This window comes from Curtobacterium pusillum (genome assembly GCF_013359865.1).
GTDB classification, from domain to species: domain Bacteria; phylum Actinomycetota; class Actinomycetes; order Actinomycetales; family Microbacteriaceae; genus Curtobacterium; species Curtobacterium pusillum.
This window is the reverse complement of sequence record NZ_JABMCE010000074.1, coordinates 79,939-98,552: the sequence shown is the minus strand read 5'-3', so window position 1 is coordinate 98,552 and position 18,614 is coordinate 79,939. Positions and strand designations below refer to the sequence as shown.

Here is an 18,614-nt window from a genome sequence, read left to right as displayed (position 1 = left end):
GCCCGTGAAGCTATTCGTCCAGATCCCCTGCCTCAACGAGGAGAACACCCTCGCCAGCGTCATCGACTCGATCCCGACGCAGATCGACGGCATCGACGAGATCGAGATCCTGGTCATCGACGACGGCTCGACCGACCGCACCGTCGAGGTCGCCAAGGAGCACGGTGTCCGGCACTTCGTGCACCACACCACCAACATGGGCCTGGCCCGCTCCTTCCGGGACGGCGTCGACTACGCGCTGCTGCACGGGGCGGACATCGTCGTGAACACCGACGGCGACAACCAGTACCCGCAGGCGCACATCACCGAGCTCGTGCAGCCGATCCTCCGGAAAGAGGCGGAGATCGTCATCGGCGACCGCCAGACCCGGACGATCGAGCACTTCTCCGGCTTCAAGAAGCTCATGCAGCGCTTCGGCTCCTGGGTCGCATCGCGCGCCGCGGGCCTCGACCTGCCGGACGCCGCGAGCGGATTCCGCGCGTACTCCAAGTACTCGCTCATTCGCCTCAACATCGTCACGCGCTTCAGCTACTGCATGGAGACGATCGTGCAGGCCGGGTACAAGCGCCTGGCCATCGCGAGCATCCCGATCACGACGAACCCGAAGACCCGCGAGTCGCGACTGTTCAGCAACATCTGGCAGCACATGTTCCAGTCCGGCTCGGCCATCGCCCGGGTGTACCTCATGTACCGCCCGATGGCGCTGTTCCTCTGGGTGGCAGCCATCCTGGGCGTGCTCGGCGCATGGCCGCTCGTCCGCTACCTGGTGCTCCTCGCGATGGGCACCGGCGGCAACCACCTGCAGTCGATCATCCTCGGCGTGGTGCTCCTCATCACAGCGGTCCTCGCGATCGTGATCGGCGTCGTCGCTGACCTCACCCGCCTGAACCGCACGCTCGCCGAGGAGCAGCTCGACCTGCAGAAGCTCCAGCGCTATGGCGACTGAGGTCATCGGCGCACCGCCGGTGACCCGGGGGGAACGACGCGCCGTCATCGCGCTGACCGCCGCGTTCGCACTGCTGCTGACGCTCTGGGCCTTCTTGACGCCGATGTTCTCGGCGCCGGACGAGGCCGCACACTACGACGCCGCCGAACAGCTCGCGCTCGGCAAGGGCTGGCCGGCTCCGGGCGACATGGACCTGCTGGCGATCACCTACGCCGAGCAGCAGCAGGTCGGGACGGTCGCCGCGGCGCACCGGGAGACCGTCGCGGACCTCATCGCGCAGAACCCCGGCAACCACGACTTCGTGAACCAGATGACGCAGCACCCGCCCACGTACTACGGCGTCGGGGCGGTCGTGCTCAAGGGCATCGGGTTCTTCCACCTGCGCTGGGACCTGGGCGTGATGGCCCTCAGGATGCTCGACGTCGTGATGCTCGTGCCGCTCCCGTTCCTGACGTGGGCGACCGTCCGCCGCGTGACCCGGTCGCCGCGGACGGCGATCGTCGGCGTCCTCGCGCTCTTCGCCGTCCCGCAGCTCGCGCAGATCGGCTCGTCGGTCACGAACGATGCGCCGGTCATCCTCCTCGGCGGTGTCATCGCGTGGCTCGCAGCACGGGCGCTCACCGGCGACCACCGGTGGCGGATCGCCGTCTGGCTCGGCGTGGCCGTGGCAGCCGTCTGCTCGGTGAAGGGCACCGGTCTGCCGACCGTGCCGTTCGTGGCGGTCGCGCTGCTGGTGGCCGGCCACGGGCACCTGTCGTGGGGTGCACGCATCGGCCGCACGGCGGTCGCCGGTGCGATCGTCGCCGCCCTCGGGTCGTGGTGGTGGATCCGCAACCTCCTCGTGTTCGGCTCGCTGCAGCCCGACGGCGTCAGCGCCCTCCGGCAGGAGCGGCCGTGGGGCCGCGAGACGAGCGCGAACTTCGGCGACTTCATGAACGTCGAGTGGGACCGCCTGACGTCGTCGTTCTGGGGCCAGTTCGGTGCGCTCCGCTACCCGATGACCCAGATCCTCACCGACTCGCTGACGGTCATCGCGCTGGCGGTCATCGTGGGCTGGGCCTTCCGTCGCTCCGCGAACCGCACGGCGGCGCTGGTGATGCTCATCACGCCGGCGATCACCCTCGTGATCCAGCTGCAGAACAACTTCGCCTCCTACGACTCGACGCAGATCATCGCGGGCGCGCAGGGTCGGTACCTGTTCATCGGCCTCGTCCCGCTGATCGTCATCAGCGCCGTGGCGTGGCGCAACCTGCTCACGAGCGCCGTCGAGCGCGACCGCTTCGGCCGGATCGTCCGCTGGGCCTTCCCGATCATCGGTCTGTACGGCCTGACGGTCGCCTACCGGGGCTTCTACGAGCACACCCACCTGCAGGTGACGACGCACGGGCTCGCACTCCTGGCGAACCTCACACCGGCCGGTCGGTTCGGCTTCGCCGCGATCGCCGCGCTCCTCGTCGTCGCCACGCTGTGGGCCGCCCTCGAGGTCTCCCGGAACACCGTCCGCCGCGCACTCCCGGTAGCATCGACAACCGATCCAACGCCAACGGCAACGCAAAGGAACCAGACCACGTGAAGATCCTCGTCACCGGCGGAGCCGGCTTCATCGGCTCGAACTTCGTCCGTCGCACCCTGCAGGACGCCTACCCCGGCCTCGAGGGCGCGGACGTCGTCGTCTACGACGCGCTGACCTACTCGGGCAACCTCGAGAACCTCGCGCCGGTCGCGGACTCCCCCCGCTACACCTTCGTGCAGGGCGACATCACCGACGCCGCCAAGCTCGACGAGGTCATCCCCGGCATCGACGCGATCGTGCACTTCGCCGCCGAGTCCCACGTCGACCGCTCGGTCCGCGACTCCGGCATCTTCGTCGAGACGAACGTCGTCGGCACCCAGCGCCTGCTCGACGCGGCGCTCCGGCACGGCACCGAGCGCTTCGTGCACGTCTCCACGGACGAGGTCTACGGCTCCATCAGCGAGGGCTCCTGGGCCGAGGACCGCCCGCTCGAGCCGAACTCGCCGTACTCCGCGTCGAAGGCCGGCAGCGACCTGCTCGCACGCAGCTACCACCGCACGCACGGGCTGAACCTCTCGATCACGCGCTGCTCGAACAACTACGGGCCGTACCACTTCCCCGAGAAGGTCATCCCCCTGTTCGTCACGAACCTCATCGACGACAAGCACGTCCCGCTGTACGGCGAGGGCAACAACGTCCGGGACTGGCTGCACGTCGACGACCACACGCGCGGCATCGCGCTCGTCCTCACCAAGGGCCGCGCGGGCGAGATCTACAACATCGGCGGCGGCACCGAACTGACCAACAAGGAGCTCACCCAGCTGCTCCTCGACGCGACCGGCAAGGACTGGTCGTACGTCGACCGGGTCGCCGACCGCCTCGGACACGACCTCCGCTACTCGGTGGACATCTCGAAGATCCAGGCCGAGCTCGGCTACGAGCCCCTCGTGCCCTTCGAACAGGGCCTCGCCGACGTCGTGCAGTGGTACCGGGACAACCGCGCCTGGTGGGAGCCGCTCAAGGAGCGCGCGGCGCTCTCCTGAGCCCGGACGCGACGATGACCCGCACCCTCATCACCGGCGCCGCCGGCATGCTCGGTCGCGACCTGCAGCTCGCCCTGCAGGGCCGTGACGTCACCGCTCTCGGCCGCGCCGATCTCGACATCACCGACCCGGACGCGGTGGACGCCGCCGTCGCCGGACACGACGTGGTGATCAACTCCGCCGCGTACACGAAGGTCGACGACGCCGAGACGCACGAGTCCGAGGCGGCCGCCGTGAACGCGACCGGCCCGCGGCTCCTCGCCGAGGCCGCCGTGCGGCACGGCGCGAAGCTCGTCACGATCTCGACGGACTACGTCTTCGACGGCAACGGCACGGCGCCCTACGCCGAGGACGCCCCCACCGACCCGCTCAACGCCTACGGACGGACGAAGGCGGCCGGTGAGGAAGCGGTCCGACGCATCGCCCCGGACTCGTCCTACATCGTGCGGACCGCCTGGATCTACGGCGCGTACGGGCCGAACTTCGCCGCGACGATGCTCCGGCTGGCCGCTTCCCACGACACGGTGAAGGTCGTCACGGACCAGGTCGGGCAGCCGACGTGGACGAGCGACCTCGCCGCGCGGATCGTCGAGCTCGTCGACGCGGACGCCCCCGCCGGGATCTACCACGGGACGAACTCGGGCCAGGGCTCCTGGTACGACTTCACGAAGGCGATCTTCACGGAGAACGGCCTCGACCCGGAGCGGGTCCTGCCGACCGACAGCGCATCGTTCGTGCGCCCGGCTCCGCGCCCGGCGTACAGCGTGCTCGGCCACGACGGGTGGTCCCGGGCCGGCCTCGCGCCGATGCGCGACTGGCGCGAGGCACTGCACGCGGCGACGGCCGCCGGGATCTTCGCAGCGTGACCGCGACCGGTACGTCCGGCCCGGCCACGCTCGTCGTCGGCGCCGGCGGCTTCCTGGGCGGCGCGGTGCGCCGTGCGGCCGGACAGCGCTCCGACGTGCACGTGGCCCGGGTGCCGTGGGACGACGAGGACGCGGCGGTCGACGGCCTGGTCTCGGCGATCCGCGAGGTCCGGACGCCGGACGCCCCGTGGCGGATCGTCTGGTGCGCCGGGACCGGCGTCGTGGCGACGGGCTCCGAGGTGTTCGATGCCGAGCAGCGGCTGATCGCGCGCGTGCTCGAGGCCACCGCGGAGGACGCGGCCGCTCCCGGCACGCTGTTCTTCGCCTCCTCCGCGGGTGCGGTCTACGCGGGCTGCTCCGGCGCACCGTTCTCCGAGGACACCGAGCCGGCGCCCCTCGCGCCCTACGGCCGGGCGAAGCTCCAGGCCGAGGAGCGGTTCCGCGCCTGGTCCACGGCGACCGGCGCCCGGCTGCTCGTCGGGCGGTTCTCCAATCTCTACGGCCCGGGAGCGAACCTCGGCAAGGCGCAGGGGCTGGTGTCGCAGCTGGCGCTGGCGCACCTCGAGGGTCGTCCGTCCTCGATCTACGTGCCGACCGAGACCACCCGCGACTACCTGTACATCGACGATGCGTCGGCGATGGTGCTCGACGCCCTCGACGTCGTCGACCAGGCCGTTCCGGGCACCGTCGTCACGAAGATCTTCGCCTCCGGTCGGAGCGCGACGATCTCCGAGGTCGTCACCGCGGTCGAGCACGCGTTCGGGGAACGCCTCGACGTCCGCGACGGCGTCGACCCGTCGGCGACCTTCCAGGGGCTCGACCTCCGGTTCGCCTCACACGTGCTCCCCGGCGTCGACGCCCGCGACCACACCGACTTCGGGCAGGGTGTGCGGAACACCGTGGAGGCGCTCCGCACCGCCCGCGCCTGACGGTTCGGTACGATGCTCCCATGCGCGATCGCCCTGCGGGTCGGATCGGCTCGCTCGACGGTCTCCGTGGGATCGCAGCGGCGGTCGTCCTCGTCCACCACGCCTTCCTCACCGTCCCGCCCCTGTCGAAGTCGAACTACGGACTTGCCGTCCCCGATTCGCTGCTCTGGCTGACGAACTCGCCGCTGCACGTGATCTGGGCGGGCCGCGAAGCGGTGTTCGTGTTCTTCGTGCTGAGCGGCTTCGTCCTCACGCTGCCGTCGCTCCGGCGCACGCAGGACTGGATCGCGTACTTCCCGAGCCGTGCCGTGCGCCTCTACCTCCCGGTGACGGCATCGCTGCTCGTCGCCCTGGCGCTGTACGTCCTCGTCCCGCGGACCACCGATCCGCACCAGTCGCTGTGGGTCAACGCCCACGACCAGACACTCGGTCTCCGCGAGCTCTTCGACGACTTCACGCTCATCTCCCCGACCCTCCTGAACAGCCCGCTGTGGTCGCTCACGTGGGAGGTCGTGTTCTCCGTGATCGTGCCGCTCTTCGTGTCGGTGGCAGCCGTCACGGTGCAGCGCTGGTGGGTGACGGCGATCGTCGGGGTGCTCGTCTCCGCCCTCGGCGAGTACCTCCACGTGCCGTGGCTCATCTACCTGCCGATGTTCCTCATCGGATCCGCGCTCGCAGCTGGCTGGGAACGGATCCGCGAGGTACCGCGCGGCCTCGGCTGGGGGCTCCTCGTGGCGAGCCTGCTCGGCATCTCGAGCCCAGCGTGGTTCCCCCCGCCGTTCTCGCACCCGGTGGTCGTCCAGGTCGTGGTGCTCGCATCGTCGTTCACCGTCGTGCTGCTCGCGGGCAAGTGGATGCCGGCCGAGCGGTTCCTGCTCGGCCCGGTGCCGCGGACCCTCGGACGCATCTCCTTCAGTCTCTACCTGACGCACGAGCCGATCGCGGTCTCGCTCGCGAACCTGCTGCCGGTGACGTGGTCCCCGTGGTTGACCGTCGTGGTCACGATCCCGCTCGCGATCGGGATGGCGTTCCTGTTCGCCCGCTTCGTGGAACTGCCCGCGCACCGGCTGGCCAAGGCGATCGCGAAGCGCATCTCGACGCAGCGGGTCGGCACCCCGGTCTGACGAAGGCTCGACCCCGGGCGCGTCGGACTTCAGGGGATCGCGCGTGTACTCGTAGGATTCTGCCAGTGAGCACTACGCAAGGGGGAACTCGGAGTCCCGCACACCGCGCGAGGGACACCACTCGCTGGGACATCCAGGGACTCCGCGCGTTCGCCGTGCTGTCCGTCGTGGTCTACCACCTCTGGCCGAACCGCCTGCACGGCGGGTTCGTCGGCGTCGACGTGTTCTTCGTCATCTCCGGGTACCTCATCACCGGGCACCTGCTCCGCGAGCAGCTGTCCAGCGGCCGGATCCGCCTCGCGCAGTTCTGGTCCCGACGGGCGAAGCGCCTCCTGCCCGGCGCGTTCCTCACCATCCTCGCCACCGGTGCCGCGGTGCTCCTCGTCGTCCCGAGCGCCCTGTGGACCCAGTACGGGCGCGAACTGATCGCCTCGACCGTGTACGCCCAGAACTGGGAGCTCGCGGCCAGCGCCGTCGACTACCTCGACGCCGACAACGAGGCCTCGCCGTTCCAGCACTTCTGGTCGCTGTCCGTCGAGGAGCAGTTCTACATCGCGCTGCCCCTCCTGCTCCTGCTGCTGGCCCTGGCCGTCCGCAAGCGCGTCTCCCCCGTCACCACCGCGCGGATCCTGCTCGGCGCGGTCGTCGTGCTGTCGCTCGTGTGGTGCATCGTGCAGACGAGCACGAACCCGGGTGTCGCGTACTTCTCCACCGCCACCCGCGCGTGGGAGTTCGCCCTCGGTGGGCTCGCGGCGACGGTCCGGCTGCCCGCGGCACGCACCGCGGTCGCACGCCGGTTCCGGTCAGGTGCCGCCGTCGTCGGCGCGATCGCACTCATCGCGTCGCTCGTGGTGATCACCCCGGCCACGCCGTTCCCGGGGATCGCCGCAGCGCTCCCCGTCGTCGGGGCGACCCTCGTCGTCATGTTCGGCGCCGGGACGGTGTTCGAGCTCCTCGGATCGATCCGCCCCGTCGCGTTCGTCGGCCGGATCTCGTACTCGCTGTACCTGTGGCACTGGCCGCTCGTCGTGATCGTGCCGATCGCGCTCGGGCACCCGCTCGGCTGGAAGAGCAAGCTCGCCGTCCTCGTGGTGTCACTCGTGCTCGCCGCCGTCACGACGGTGTGGTTCGAGGAGCCGCTCCGGTTCTCGGGGTGGGTCCGCACGCTCCGCCCACGCCGCGTCGCCGTGCTCGGTGCCGTCTGCACGGTCCTCGTCGCGGCCCTGGGAGCGTCGACGCTCACGGCGGTGCACGTCCAGGAGGTGCAGGCGGCGACCTTCACGAAGCAGCTCTCGCAGGGCAACGCCCCCTGCTTCGGGGCCGCCGCGGAGATCAGCGCCCCGAAGCCGTGCGTGGACGAGCGACTCGCCGACGTGCGGGTGCCGGCCCCCTCGGCCGCCAAGCAGGACGACCCGAACCGGCCAGCCTGCTGGAGCGGGAAGTTCCAGACGTGCGTGCTCGGCGAGGAGTCCGGGTACTCGAAGCGCCTCATCGTGATCGGCGACTCGCACAGCAACACGCTCCTCGCCGCGTACGACGACATCGGCCGGAAGAACGGCTGGCGGATCGACCTCGCCGGCACCGGTGGCTGCTACCTCACCACCGCCCAGCAGGACGCCCTCAACGATTCGTCCCTCGCCACGTGCAACCGCTGGAAGCAACTGGCCATCCAGTACGTCGAACGGCACCGCGACGAGGCCGACGCGCTCGTGGTCGCCCACTCCACCACGCAGATGCCCGTCACGGCGCCGGAGGGACCCGCACGTGACGCCGCGACACGGGCCGGCCTCGTGGACGCCTGGCAGCAGGCCGCCGGGGACCGGCTCCCGGTCATCGCGATCCGGGACAACCCGGTCCCGCGTCGCGACGTCGTGGCATGCGTCAGCCGGATGTCCGGACCCACCGACTCCTCGTGCGACCAGCCACGCGCCGCGGCGCTCGGACAGACCGACTCCTCCGCCGAGGCGGTCGAGGCGTTCAACGCAGCCGGCGGCCGGAGCGCCCTCGTCGACCTCACGCCGTACTACTGCACGAACACGACCTGTCCCGCCGTGATCGGTGGCGTACTCGTGTACCGCGACACCAGTCACATCACCGGGACGTGGGCGAAGACGCTCGAGCCCTACCTCGACCAGCAGCTGCGCGCGAGACTCGCGTCCTTCGACCGGAAGACCGTATGACGAACCCGATCCACCGCACCTGGACCCGCCTGACCGGATGGTCCGCCGCCACGCCGTGGGCGAGCCTGACCGTCTGGGCAGCCCTCCTGTTCATCCTCGCCGCCTCGGTCGCACGGTCCTTCACGTACCCGCCGCTGGGCAGCGCCGACGAGCCCGCGCACCTGGACTACGTCGTCACCGTGTGGCACGGCCACCTGCCGGTGTTCGAGAACGGTCTGACCTACCGCGTGCCGTGGGGCGTGCAGGTCCCGGTGCAGTGGGTGGCGCAGCACCCGCCGCTCTACTACGTCCTGCTCGCGCCGATCGTCGGTCCGCTGTGGGACAGCGGGCACACCCTCACCGCGGTGATGGCCGGCCGGATGGCGAGTGCGGTCCTCATCGCCGTCGCCGTGCCCGCTTCGGCGTGGGCGGCGTCGCGGTGCTTCCCCGGCGCCCGTCGGCTCCCGGGCGCGACCGCCGTGGTGACGGCGTTCGCCGGCATCGTCATCCAGCAGGGATCGTCGATCTACAACGACGCGCTCTACTACCCCCTCGTCGTGCTCGCGTGCGGCATCGCCGGTGCCGCGCTCCGTGACGGGATCACCCGGCGCCTGCTCGTCGCCGCGACCCTGGTGGTCGCCGCCGGCATGACGACACGACTCTCCTTCGGTCTGTGGGCGGTCGCGGTCGTGGTCGCCCTGCTCCTCGCGCGCAACGTGCGGCTGGCGCGCGACGGCGCCCCCGCGCGCGGCCGTGCCGCACTCGTCGGACGGATCGTCGCCGCGGCGGTGCCGGTGCTCGCGGCCGCGGCCGCGGCCGGCTGGTTCTACGTGCGGAACAAGGCCATCACGGGCAACTTCAGCGGTCGGCAGGCGGAGTGGGGCATCGAACACGCCCGGCGGATCGTCCGACCGATCGGGGAGATCGCGGCGGACGGCGGCGTCTGGCGCGGACTCTTCGGGATCTACCGGGGTGCGATCGACCCGATGAACTTCCCGACCTGGCTCATCCTGCTCGTCCCCCTGGTCCTCGGGCTCGCCGTCGCCGTCGTCGGATCCGTCCGCCGTGCGGGTCGCCCGTCGGCCGTTGCCGCCGACACGGACCGCCGCGCGCTGCGGTCGCACGGCCTCGCAGCGGCCGAGCGCCGACGAGATCGTCTCGCCGGGCTCCTCGTCGTCCTCATGTTCGTCGCCGTCAGCGCGCTGCTGGTCATCACGCAGCTCGACTACGTGGCGGGCGGCGGATCACCGAACACGCGCTACTCGATGACGGTCCTGCCGATCATCGCGATCGTGATGGCCGCCGGTCTGACCGGTTGGCGACCGCTGTCCGGCCTGCTCGTGACGGCCTGGGTGGTCGCCGCGGCGTTCCCCTACTGGACGCTCGTGGACCTGCACGTCAGTGGGATGGTCCCGCACGCGGCCCTGATGGTCCGGCTGGCCTTCACGGTGTCCGTGGTCGCGGCGGTCGCGTGCGTCATCGGCGCGTTCCTCGACGCACGCCGACCGCGCGGCCGGCGGTTCGCCCCGGCGCCCGACGCCGACGATCAGGACCGCGCGGCGCCGAGCAGCTCCCGGTAGCGGTCGCCCACGGCGTCCACGGTGTGCGCGGCCGCGGTCTGCGCCGCTGCGCGACCGAGCCGCTCGGCGAGCTCGGGATCGGCCAGCAGCCGGTCGACCGCCGCCGCGAGGGCGACGGCGTCCCCCGGCTCGACGAGCAGGCCGTTGACGCCGTCCTCGACGACGTCAACGATGCCGGGTACCGCGGACGCGACGATCGCGCAGCCGGCGGACATGGCCTCGAGCAGCGCGACGGGCAGGCCGTCACGGTCGCCGTTCGCGGCCGGCACGGACGGGTAGAGCGCGATCTGGGCCTTCGCGTACTCGGACGCGAGGTCCTCCTTGCCACGGGCGCCGAGGAAGACGACCGCCCGGCCGGCGCGCGCCTCGAGCTGGGCGCGCAGCGGACCGTCGCCGACCACCGCGACCTCGGCGGGCTGCTCGGCCATCCGGTCCAGCGCGTCGAGCAGGACGATCGCGCCCTTCTTCTCGACCAGACGGCCGACGAACAGGACCCGCCCGGGCACGCGCGTCTCGCGCGCGACCGCCCGCGTGATCGGCTCGAGGTCGACGCCCATCGGCACGACGTGCACCTGCTCGTCGCGGGCACCGAGCTTCCCGAGTTCCCGCGCCATGTCCGTGCTCATGCAGGTCACCGACGCGGCGCTGCGGATCACGGATCGCTTCACGGCCTGGAGGAGCGGGTTGCGCAGCGCGTACAGGTCGCCGCCCAGCGTGGTCACCACGCGCGGCAGGTCGCCGAGCACGAGTCGGCCGACGGCGCCCTGCGGGATGATCCAGTGCAGCAGGGCGACGTCCGGCTGCGAGCGGCGCCGCTCACGACGGAGTGCGGCGGCCATCGCGACGAAGAAGAACGGCACCTGCAGCCAGCGGGACTTCTTCGCCCGCAGGTTGTCCACGATCGCGCCGTCGGCCAGGTCGCGCCAGCGCGCCGGGAAGTACCCGTAGCGCCGGACCTCGACGTCGCCGATCCGCTGCTCCGCACGGGCGCCCTTCGTCATCGGCGCGACCACGACGACGCGGTACTCGTCCGAGAGGGCGGTCGCCAGGTCGAGCACGAAGCCGGGCGTCCCGTCGCCGGCCTCGGCCGGGAAGGTCGACGCGGCGACGAGGAGGGTCGGACGGGGGTCCGGATCGGGTCGCATCCAGCGCGCTCCCTTAGAGTTGTCGGTCGATGGACGCACAACAGCCTACGGGGTCGGCCGCAGGGTCACCGGACCCGCTCGACACCTCCTCCGACGTCGTCACGGGCGCCGTGCCGACGAGCGGTCGGCGCGCGCGCGTGCTCGACGCGGTGAAGTGGGCGGCAGCGGTCGTGGCCGTCGCGTTCCTCGTCTGGAGCATCGCGAAGCAGTGGGACAGGATCGTCCACGACTTCGCGAGCCTCGACGTCACGACGGTGAGCGTCGGCGTCCTGTTCACGGTCGTCGCCCTCGTGGCGAACATGCTGTCCTGGCGCTCGATGATGGCGGCCAGCGGGTACCGCGTCCCGTTGGCCGCGGCGTCCTCGATCTTCTTCGTCGGCCAGCTCGGCAAGTACATCCCCGGCGGCGTCTGGTCGATCGCCGCCCAGGCCGAGCTCGGCCGGGCGCACGGGCTCCAACGCACCGGCAGCGCCGTCGCCGCTCTCGCCTCCATGCTCGTGAGCATGGTCACGGCCGCGATCGTCGGCATCGTCGCCGTCCTGCTCGCGTCGTCCACCGGGTTCGCGACGTTCTGGTGGCTCATCCCCGTCATCGTCGTCGGGCTGGTCTGCCTCACCCCGCCGGTGCTGGGCCGACTCATCGCGATCGCGTTCCGTGTGCTCCGCCGTCCGGCGCAGGACACCACGCTCACCTGGTCCGGCACGGTCATGTCGCTCGTCTGGTCGCTCGCGATGTGGGTGGCCTACGGCGTGCAGGCGACGGTGGTGCTGCGCGCGTTCGGTGCGGACTCCCCGGCGCTGTTCCCGGTGGCCGTCGGCGCCTACGCGGTGGCCTGGCTCGTCGGCTTCGTCGTCGTCATCGCGCCCGCCGGCATCGGTCCCCGTGAGGGCATCCTCGTGCTGCTCCTCGGCAGCGTCGCCGGCGGCTCCGCACCGCTCGCGCTCGCGGTGATCAGCCGCGTGTTCATGACCATCGGCGACGTCGTGCTCGCCGGTGTCGGCGCGCTCCTCGCCGCGCGGCACCGCCGGATCACTGCCGCCGCGGCGACTCGATCGGGCGCTCCGGTTCCTCCCCGAGCGGACTGATATGGTCGGCTTCCGACCGCGCAGTGCGCACGGCAGCACCACGAGGAGGCGCACCGCATGACAACACTCCACGTCGTCGTGGACCAGATCGTCGCCCCCGTCCCGGGCGGCATCGGCCGCTACGCGGAAGAGCTGACGCGGCACCTCATCGAGACCGCGCCGGAGGGCTGCGACGTCGCGGGCATCGTGTCCGCCGTCGGCAAGGACGAGCTCGCGCACATCCGTACGTTGCTGCCCGGCCTCGCCGACCTCGACCGGCTCGCCCTCCCGCGGCGCGAGCTCTCGCTCGCCTGGCAGGGCGGGTTCGTCGGCAGTGTCGGCCGGGGCATGGTGCACTCCCCGAGCGTCCTCGCGCCGTTGGTGAAGCACGACCGGTTCAGCGACCCGGGCCGGCAGACGGTCGTCACGGTCCACGACACGGTCCCGTGGACGCACCCCGAGACGCTGACGCCGCGCGGCGTCCAGTTCCACCGGGCGATGGTGAAGCGGGCGTGGAAGCACGCCGACGCGGTCGTCGTGCCGACCCACGCGGTCGCGAGCACCCTCAACGGGATCCACCGGTTCGACGAACGACTCCGGGTCATCGGCGGCGCCCCCAGCGGCCGGCTGCGGATCCCCGTCGACGCCGACCTCCGGGCCGAGCGACTCGGCCTGCCCGAACGCTACGTCCTCGCGGTCGGCACCCTCGAGCCGCGGAAGGGCCTGCGGTTCCTCATCGACGCGATGGCGCACCCCGACGCCCCGGCGGACATCCCGTTGGTCATCGCGGGCCCGGACGGGTGGGGCGACGTCGACGTGTACGGCACCGCGGAGCGTGCAGGCCTGGCCCGCGACCGGGTGAAGGTGCTCGGCCGGATCGACGACGCGGACCTCGCGGTGGCGTACGACCGGGCGACGGTGTTCGTCTTCCCGAGCCTCGCCGAGGGCTTCGGCCTGCCGGTGATCGAGGCCATGAGCTTCGGCACCCCGGTCGTCCACTCGGACGACGAGGCCGTGCGCGAGGTGGCGTCGGACGCAGGGGTGACCGTCGCCCGGGACCCCCGCGACTCCTACCCCGAACGGCTCGCCCAGGCGGTCTACCAGGTCGTCCAGGACCCGCTGCTCGCCGGGCAGCTCGCCGTCGCGGGTCCGGACCGGGCGCGGATGTACGACTGGAACGACTCCGCTGCCGAGACCTGGCAGCTGCACGCCGACCTCTGACCCCATCGGCGGCACCGGCGCCGGTGCAGCGCGGTCAGAGCGAGTCGCGGAGGCGCTGCGCCTTCTCCTCGACGAGCTGCTCCAGCCCCTCGGCGTAGTCGGCCAGGCGCGCGGCCACGGCCGGGTCCGCGGTGCCGATGATCCGCGCCGCGAGGAGTCCCGCGTTCGCCGCACCGTTGATCGCCATCGTCGCCACGGGGATGCCGGCGGGCATCTGCACGATCGACAGCAGCGAGTCGAGGCCGTCGAGTCGCGCGAGCTGGACGGGCACGCCGATCACCGGCAGCGTCGTCATCGAAGCGACCATGCCGGGCAGGTGCGCCGCTCCCCCGGCGCCGGCGATCACCACGCGGACACCGCGGGCAGCGGCGCCGCGGGCGAAGCGCGTCATCTTGTCCGGGGTCCGGTGCGCCGACACGACGTCGGCCTCGAACGGGATCCCGAGCTCGGTGAGCATGTCCGCGGCGGCCTGCATCGTCGGCCAGTCGGAGTCGGAGCCCATGATGATCGAGACGAGCGGCTGGACGGGGGCTGCGGTGTCGGTCACGCGACGAGCCTAGTCGAGCAGTGCGGACCGCCAGGCGTCGCCGTCGTCGCCGATCGTCCGCTCGTCGCGCACCCAGCGGGCGGCCACGGGATCGGCGTCCCCGGTGTCGACCGCCGCGCGGACGGCGTGACGCCAGGCGTCCACGTCGTCCGGCACCGCGACCACGCCGTGGTCGCGCGCGTCGCGGTAGGACGGGCGGTCGGACACGACGGCGGGCAGCCCGAGCGCGGTGTACTCGATCGCCTTGAGGTCGCTCTTGGCTCGGTTGAACTCCTCGTCCCGCAGGGGGGCGACCCCGGCGCGCCACCGCTCCCGGTGGTCGACGAGCCAGCGGGCGAACGCCGGGTAGTGCCCGTCCGGCACCTCGACCCGGCGGTACCAGCCGGTCCCGTCGGCGTCGTCGGTGACGCCGATGACCTCGAGCCGGACGGGGAGCCCGTCCGACGCCGTCAGGTCGGTGAAGACGTCGCGGAGCAGTTCGAGGTCCGCACCGTGCGTCAGCGTCCCCATGTAGAGCACACGGTGCTCGCCGACGGCGAGGTCCTCGTCGACGGCGGTGTCGCCGGGCGTCCAGATCGTCGGGTCGAGGGCGTTGCGGACCACGACGACCCGGCGCGCGACGGGGCGGACCAGTGCGGCGAGCTCCTCGGTGCTCACGAGCACCAGGTCGGCGCCGCGGACGAGGGCGTCGATCGAGGCGAGCCGGTCCGGGTCGTACTCGGCGCGCGCCAGCCGATCTCGGCCCGACGCGGTGAAGAAGTCGTCGTCGACCTCGGCCGCCACCCGGATCCCGCGGGCGGCGGCGGCGGCGAGGAACGGTTCGACCTGGTCCCGGGGCAGGATGTCCCGCTGCACGAGGAGGGCCCGGTACGGCGTCTCGTCGGCACCGTCCACGAACGCCACGGGGTCGACCTGCCGTACCTCGGCCCGGCCGCTGCGGGCGAGGTGCTCGGTACGCCGGACGACACGCACGTGCGCCGAAGCCGGGTGGGCGCCGCCACCGCCGGCGACCACGTAACCGAGGACCGGCAGCGGGACCGGTTCCGGGCCGGGAGTCCCCGGGCGCGTGCCGGTCAGCGTGCGGCGGAGTCTGCTGGCGGCACGGCGGACGAGATCACGCGGCATGCCTCCATCCTCCCGCACACGGCTCCGGCTCCGTCGCAGCACGCGCTGACGACGCGACCGGTCGTCTCAGCGGACCGCGACGGTGGTGCAGCCCAGCGAGGTGTCCCCGCCGCCGCCGATCCCCACGGCGACCAGACAGACGCTGCGCCGGCCGCTGGACGTGGCGACGGTGGCGGCGAACCCGTGGTTCGCGCCGACGCCGTACACACGATCGACGTCCGGTCGCGAGGTGCTCGCGACCGTGGTGCCGACGACCTTGCCGCCGATGGAGATGCGGACGGTGACCGGCTTCCGGAGGTCGTCGCGGTCGAAGGCCCATCCACGGACGGTCACGCGTCGGACCGCCCCGGACGTCGCGGCGTCGCGGTGCGCGACCGGAGCCACCGACGGGGCCTTCTTCGCCGCAGCGGCCGGAGCGGCCGACGCAACCGCAGCGGCCGACGACACCGGCGTCCCGAGCCGCGCGTTCGCCACCAGGGCCTCCGCGAACGCCGGCCACCACGTGCCGGCAGCCGGCCCCCCGCCGCACGTGCCGTCGCTCGCCCCGGGGGTCTTCACCCAGAGCAGGGCGTCCAGCGCGGTGCCGTCGGAGACGACCCGGGGCGACGTGCCGAGCCCGGCCCCCGGCCCGTTGCACCAGGTGCCGCGCCAGCCCTGGCCGTTCCGGGAGGTGTCGATGACGTAGTGCGAGCCACCGGTCGCCGCGGAGACCTTCTCGGCGTACGCCTGTTCCTGCGCCGTCGGGTAGTAGTTCGCGACGTTCGTGAAGAACCCGCGCGCCTGCTGCACTCCGGCGCTGTTCAACCGGGACGCCATCACAGCCGGCGTCACCCAGTTCGAGTTCCCGGCGTCGAGGTAGGCGGGCACGCCGGCGGCGGTGAACGCGGCGACCTCGCGGGAGAGGATCCGGTAGCGCTGCTGGTCGAGGGACGCACTGCAGGCCGCGTTGCTGAGCATCGCGAGGGAGTCCGGTTCGACGATCACGGCCGCCCGGTGCCCGGCGACCCGCGAGACGACCTGGTCGACCCACGCGTCGTACGTGGCCTCGTCGAAGCCGCCCGCCGAGTACCCGCCGCAGTCGCGCTGCGGGATGGCGTAGGTCACGAAGACGGCGGTCGTCCCGGTGCGGTCGGCCCCGGCCACGGCGGCGTCGATCGTCTTCGTGAGGGTCGTCCCCCGGGTCCAGTCCCCGAGCCAGGTCGCCACGGGGTACTGCGCGATGGTCTTCGCTGCGGCGGCGCCGCTCGGGTCGCTCGCGGCGAGGGCGGTCACCTGCTTCGCTGCCTCGCTCGTGTCGGAGCGGTACGGCCCCGCTCCGTACAGGGTCGCGGACGTCGCGGCACGCATCGTCGTGGCGGTCGTGGCCGCCGACGCCGTGGTCGGCGCGAGCGCTCCCGCGGCGAGCGCGACGAACGCGCTCACGATCCCGGCGGTGGTGAGCACACTGGCTCGGTGCATGACGAAACTCCCTGGACTGGTCGACCCCTGACCGGTCCATGGGAGCACGTGCTCACGGGCCCCGTACACACGCCAGATCGGGTGCCACCCGACGGGGTGTCCGCCGTTCTGGGGACGGGTGCTCGTCAGTCGTCGAAGTGCGCCGCGGCGGCCCGTGCCCGGTAGGTGACGTCGTCGACGTCGTCGCCGACGACGGTCACGTGACCGATCTTCCGGCCGGGCCGCGGCGCCTTGCCGTAGAAGTGGTACTTCGCCTCGGGGAAAGCCTCGAGCGCGCCGGGGTAGCGGGCCGCGAGGTCGCCGTCCGCGGGCCCGCCGAGGACGTTGATCATCACGGCTGCCGGCGCGTGCGTGCCGGTCGCGCCGAGCGGCAGGTCGAGCACGGCGCGGAGGTGCTGTTCGAACTGGCTCGTGGTGGCGCCGTCGATCGTCCAGTGCCCGGTGTTGTGCGGACGCATCGCGAGTTCGTTGATGAGGATCCGCTCGTCGTCGGTCTGGAACAGCTCGACCGCGAGCACACCCGTTACCCCGAGCTCGGTCGCGATGCGCACCGCGATGTCCTCCGCCATGTCGGCGATCCGTCCGGCGCTGTCGGGCGCGGGGGCGAACACCTCGGCGCACACGCCGTCGCGCTGCACGGTCTCGACGAGCGGCCAGGCCACGACCTCGCCGGAGGGGCGGCGGGCGACGGACTGCGCGAGCTCCCGGGTGAACGGCACGAGCTCCTCGACGAGCAGCGCCTGCCCGCCGCCGGCCTCGGCGACCGCGATGAACCAGTCGGACACGTCGGCGGGGTCGGAGACGACGCGGACGCCCTTGCCGTCGTAGCCGCCGCGGGCGGTCTTCACCACGGCACGCCCACCGTGGTCGTCGAGGAACGCCTGCAGTTCGTCGGGGTCCTGCACCGCCGCCCAGTCCGGCACCGGCAGACCGAGCTCGGACAGGCGGGTGCGCATGGTGATCTTGTCCTGCGCGACGGCGAGCGGCTCCGGGCCGGGCCGCACCGCGACGCCGGCGTCGACGAGCGCGCGGAGGACGTCCTGCGGCACGTGCTCGTGGTCGAAGGTGACGACGTCGACGTCCCGCGCGAACGCGAGCACCGTGTCGACGTCGTGGTAGTCGCCCTCGGCGGTGGCCGCGATCGCCGCGGACATGCCGGGCCCCTCGGCGAGCACCCGGATGTCGAGACCGAGCTCGACCGCCGCGGGCACCATCATCCGTGCCAGCTGACCCCCACCGATGACCCCGACGCGCAACGCCATGCTGTGTGTTCCTTCCGTCGTTCACACCGTGCGGCGAGAACGCGCTGTCTACAATCGCTGTTCGGGTCGTGCACTGCGCGACCGCTGGTCGGCCGTGTGGTGCACGACCAGCGACAACTCTACGGACCATGGAGATCCCGTGCGGCGACTGGTAGCCCAACTGGCACGCTTCGGCGTCGTCGGCGCGGTCGGCTTCGTCGTCGACACCGGCATCTTCAACCTGCTCCGGGCGACGGTCCTCAGCCCGGACGAGCTCCACTCCGGACCGTTCTGGGCGAAGGTCGTGTCCACGGTCGTCGCGATCTTCGTGAACTGGATGGGCAACCGGTACTGGACCTTCCGCGACCAGCGACGGACCGTGGCGGCGCGCGAGGGCCTCGAGTTCGTGATCGTCTCCCTCGGCGGGATGGTCATCTCGCTCGGCTGCCTCGGGATCTCCCACTACGTGCTCGGCCTCACCTCGGCGCTGGCGGACAACGTCTCCGGGAACGTGATCGGGCTCGTGCTCGGCACCGTGTTCCGCTTCTGGCTGTACAAGGTGTGGGTCTACCACCCCGAGCGGGGCGGCAGGCGCGTCACCGCGGACACGGGCACCGAGCCGACGACCGTCCCCACCGGTCGGTAGGCTCGTG

Annotated in this window: 16 protein-coding genes; 11 read left to right on the top strand and 5 right to left on the bottom strand. The window is 72.0% G+C overall.

Translation table 11 applies throughout. The annotated features are described in order from the left end of the window. Positions 1–4 precede the first annotated feature (4 nt). The 8 genes from HP507_RS08975 (at position 5) to HP507_RS08940 (ending at position 10,160) form a co-directional block, all read left to right on the top strand. Positions 5–946: a glycosyltransferase family 2 protein gene (locus HP507_RS08975; RefSeq protein ID WP_175351444.1), complete on the top strand. Its 942-nt coding sequence runs from the start codon at positions 5–7 to the stop codon at positions 944–946. After that, positions 936–2,519: a DUF2142 domain-containing protein gene (locus HP507_RS08970; RefSeq protein WP_175351443.1), complete on the top strand. Its 1,584-nt coding sequence runs from the start codon at positions 936–938 to the stop codon at positions 2,517–2,519. Before HP507_RS08975 ends, HP507_RS08970 begins: the two co-directional genes overlap by 11 nt. Beyond that, positions 2,516–3,502: a dTDP-glucose 4,6-dehydratase gene (rfbB, locus tag HP507_RS08965; RefSeq protein ID WP_175351442.1), complete on the top strand. Its 987-nt coding sequence runs from the start codon at positions 2,516–2,518 to the stop codon at positions 3,500–3,502. The genes HP507_RS08970 and rfbB overlap by 4 nt, the downstream gene beginning before the upstream one ends. Positions 3,503–3,516: 14 nt before the next feature. Continuing rightward, positions 3,517–4,368, top strand: a complete 852-nt coding sequence (gene rfbD, locus HP507_RS08960; RefSeq protein ID WP_175351441.1) for a dTDP-4-dehydrorhamnose reductase — start codon at positions 3,517–3,519, stop codon at positions 4,366–4,368. Continuing rightward, entirely contained in the window at positions 4,365–5,297 is a 933-nt protein-coding gene (locus tag HP507_RS08955) for an NAD-dependent epimerase/dehydratase family protein (RefSeq protein ID WP_175351440.1), read from the top strand. Before rfbD ends, HP507_RS08955 begins: the two co-directional genes overlap by 4 nt. 20 nt (positions 5,298–5,317) lie before the next feature. Next, entirely contained in the window at positions 5,318–6,421 is a 1,104-nt protein-coding gene (locus tag HP507_RS08950; RefSeq protein ID WP_175351439.1) for an acyltransferase family protein, read from the top strand. Positions 6,422–6,486: 65 nt separating this feature from the next. Further along, complete coding sequence (locus tag HP507_RS08945; protein ID WP_175351438.1) at positions 6,487–8,601, top strand: acyltransferase family protein; 2,115 nt, start codon at positions 6,487–6,489, stop codon at positions 8,599–8,601. Continuing rightward, positions 8,598–10,160 (top strand): hypothetical protein, encoded by a 1,563-nt coding sequence (locus HP507_RS08940; protein WP_175351437.1) that lies wholly within the window; start codon positions 8,598–8,600, stop codon positions 10,158–10,160. The genes HP507_RS08945 and HP507_RS08940 overlap by 4 nt, the downstream gene beginning before the upstream one ends. Here the strand turns inward: HP507_RS08940 and HP507_RS08935 are convergent. Continuing rightward, complete coding sequence (locus tag HP507_RS08935) at positions 10,127–11,305, bottom strand: glycosyltransferase family 4 protein (protein ID WP_175351436.1); 1,179 nt, start codon at positions 11,303–11,305, stop codon at positions 10,127–10,129. The genes HP507_RS08940 and HP507_RS08935 overlap by 34 nt on opposite strands. Positions 11,306–11,334: 29 nt before the next feature. Between HP507_RS08935 and HP507_RS08930 the strand changes: the two genes are divergently transcribed. Further along, the gene (locus tag HP507_RS08930; RefSeq protein ID WP_175351435.1) at positions 11,335–12,390 is read left to right on the top strand and encodes a lysylphosphatidylglycerol synthase transmembrane domain-containing protein; all 1,056 of its coding nucleotides are present in this window, start codon (positions 11,335–11,337) and stop codon (positions 12,388–12,390) included. Between the two features lie 57 nt (positions 12,391–12,447). Further along, entirely contained in the window at positions 12,448–13,590 is a 1,143-nt protein-coding gene (locus HP507_RS08925) for a glycosyltransferase family 4 protein (RefSeq protein ID WP_175351434.1), read from the top strand. Between the two features lie 34 nt (positions 13,591–13,624). On the opposite strand, the gene purE is transcribed toward HP507_RS08925, so the two are convergent. The 4 genes from purE to HP507_RS08905 form a co-directional block, all read right to left on the bottom strand. Continuing rightward, positions 13,625–14,137, bottom strand: a complete 513-nt coding sequence (gene purE / locus HP507_RS08920) for a 5-(carboxyamino)imidazole ribonucleotide mutase (protein WP_271207214.1) — start codon at positions 14,135–14,137, stop codon at positions 13,625–13,627. Positions 14,138–14,146: 9 nt separating this feature from the next. After that, on the bottom strand, positions 14,147–15,262 hold the full coding sequence (locus tag HP507_RS08915) for a glycosyltransferase family protein (RefSeq protein WP_175351433.1): 1,116 nt from the start codon (positions 15,260–15,262) through the stop codon (positions 14,147–14,149). 66 nt (positions 15,263–15,328) lie between these two features. Next, a complete protein-coding gene (locus HP507_RS08910; protein ID WP_175351432.1) occupies positions 15,329–16,720 on the bottom strand; it encodes a glycoside hydrolase family 6 protein in 1,392 nt (463 codons plus the stop codon). A 125-nt stretch (positions 16,721–16,845) separates the two neighbouring features. Continuing rightward, positions 16,846–17,982, bottom strand: a complete 1,137-nt coding sequence (locus tag HP507_RS08905) for a 5-(carboxyamino)imidazole ribonucleotide synthase (protein WP_175351431.1) — start codon at positions 17,980–17,982, stop codon at positions 16,846–16,848. 139 nt (positions 17,983–18,121) lie between these two features. Between HP507_RS08905 and HP507_RS08900 the strand changes: the two genes are divergently transcribed. After that, positions 18,122–18,607 (top strand): GtrA family protein, encoded by a 486-nt coding sequence (locus HP507_RS08900; protein WP_271207215.1) that lies wholly within the window; start codon positions 18,122–18,124, stop codon positions 18,605–18,607. Positions 18,608–18,614: the final 7 nt, after the last annotated feature.

What these genes read in the sequence shown, in the direction of transcription:
- HP507_RS08970 (WP_175351443.1), top strand. Translation starts at nt 936, where the DNA reads ATGGCGACTGAGGTCATCGGCGCACCGCCGGTGACCCGGGGGGAACGA.
- rfbD (WP_175351441.1), top strand. Translation starts at nt 3,517, where the DNA reads ATGACCCGCACCCTCATCACCGGCGCCGCCGGCATGCTCGGTCGCGAC.
- HP507_RS08950 (WP_175351439.1), top strand. Translation starts at nt 5,318, where the DNA reads ATGCGCGATCGCCCTGCGGGTCGGATCGGCTCGCTCGACGGTCTCCGT.
- HP507_RS08940 (WP_175351437.1), top strand. Translation starts at nt 8,598, where the DNA reads ATGACGAACCCGATCCACCGCACCTGGACCCGCCTGACCGGATGGTCC.
- HP507_RS08935 (WP_175351436.1), bottom strand. Translation starts at nt 11,305, where the DNA reads ATGCGACCCGATCCGGACCCCCGTCCGACCCTCCTCGTCGCCGCGTCG.
- HP507_RS08930 (WP_175351435.1), top strand. Translation starts at nt 11,335, where the DNA reads ATGGACGCACAACAGCCTACGGGGTCGGCCGCAGGGTCACCGGACCCG.
- HP507_RS08925 (WP_175351434.1), top strand. Translation starts at nt 12,448, where the DNA reads ATGACAACACTCCACGTCGTCGTGGACCAGATCGTCGCCCCCGTCCCG.
- HP507_RS08915 (WP_175351433.1), bottom strand. Translation starts at nt 15,262, where the DNA reads ATGCCGCGTGATCTCGTCCGCCGTGCCGCCAGCAGACTCCGCCGCACG.
- HP507_RS08910 (WP_175351432.1), bottom strand. Translation starts at nt 16,720, where the DNA reads ATGCACCGAGCCAGTGTGCTCACCACCGCCGGGATCGTGAGCGCGTTC.
- HP507_RS08905 (WP_175351431.1), bottom strand. Translation starts at nt 17,982, where the DNA reads ATGGCGTTGCGCGTCGGGGTCATCGGTGGGGGTCAGCTGGCACGGATG.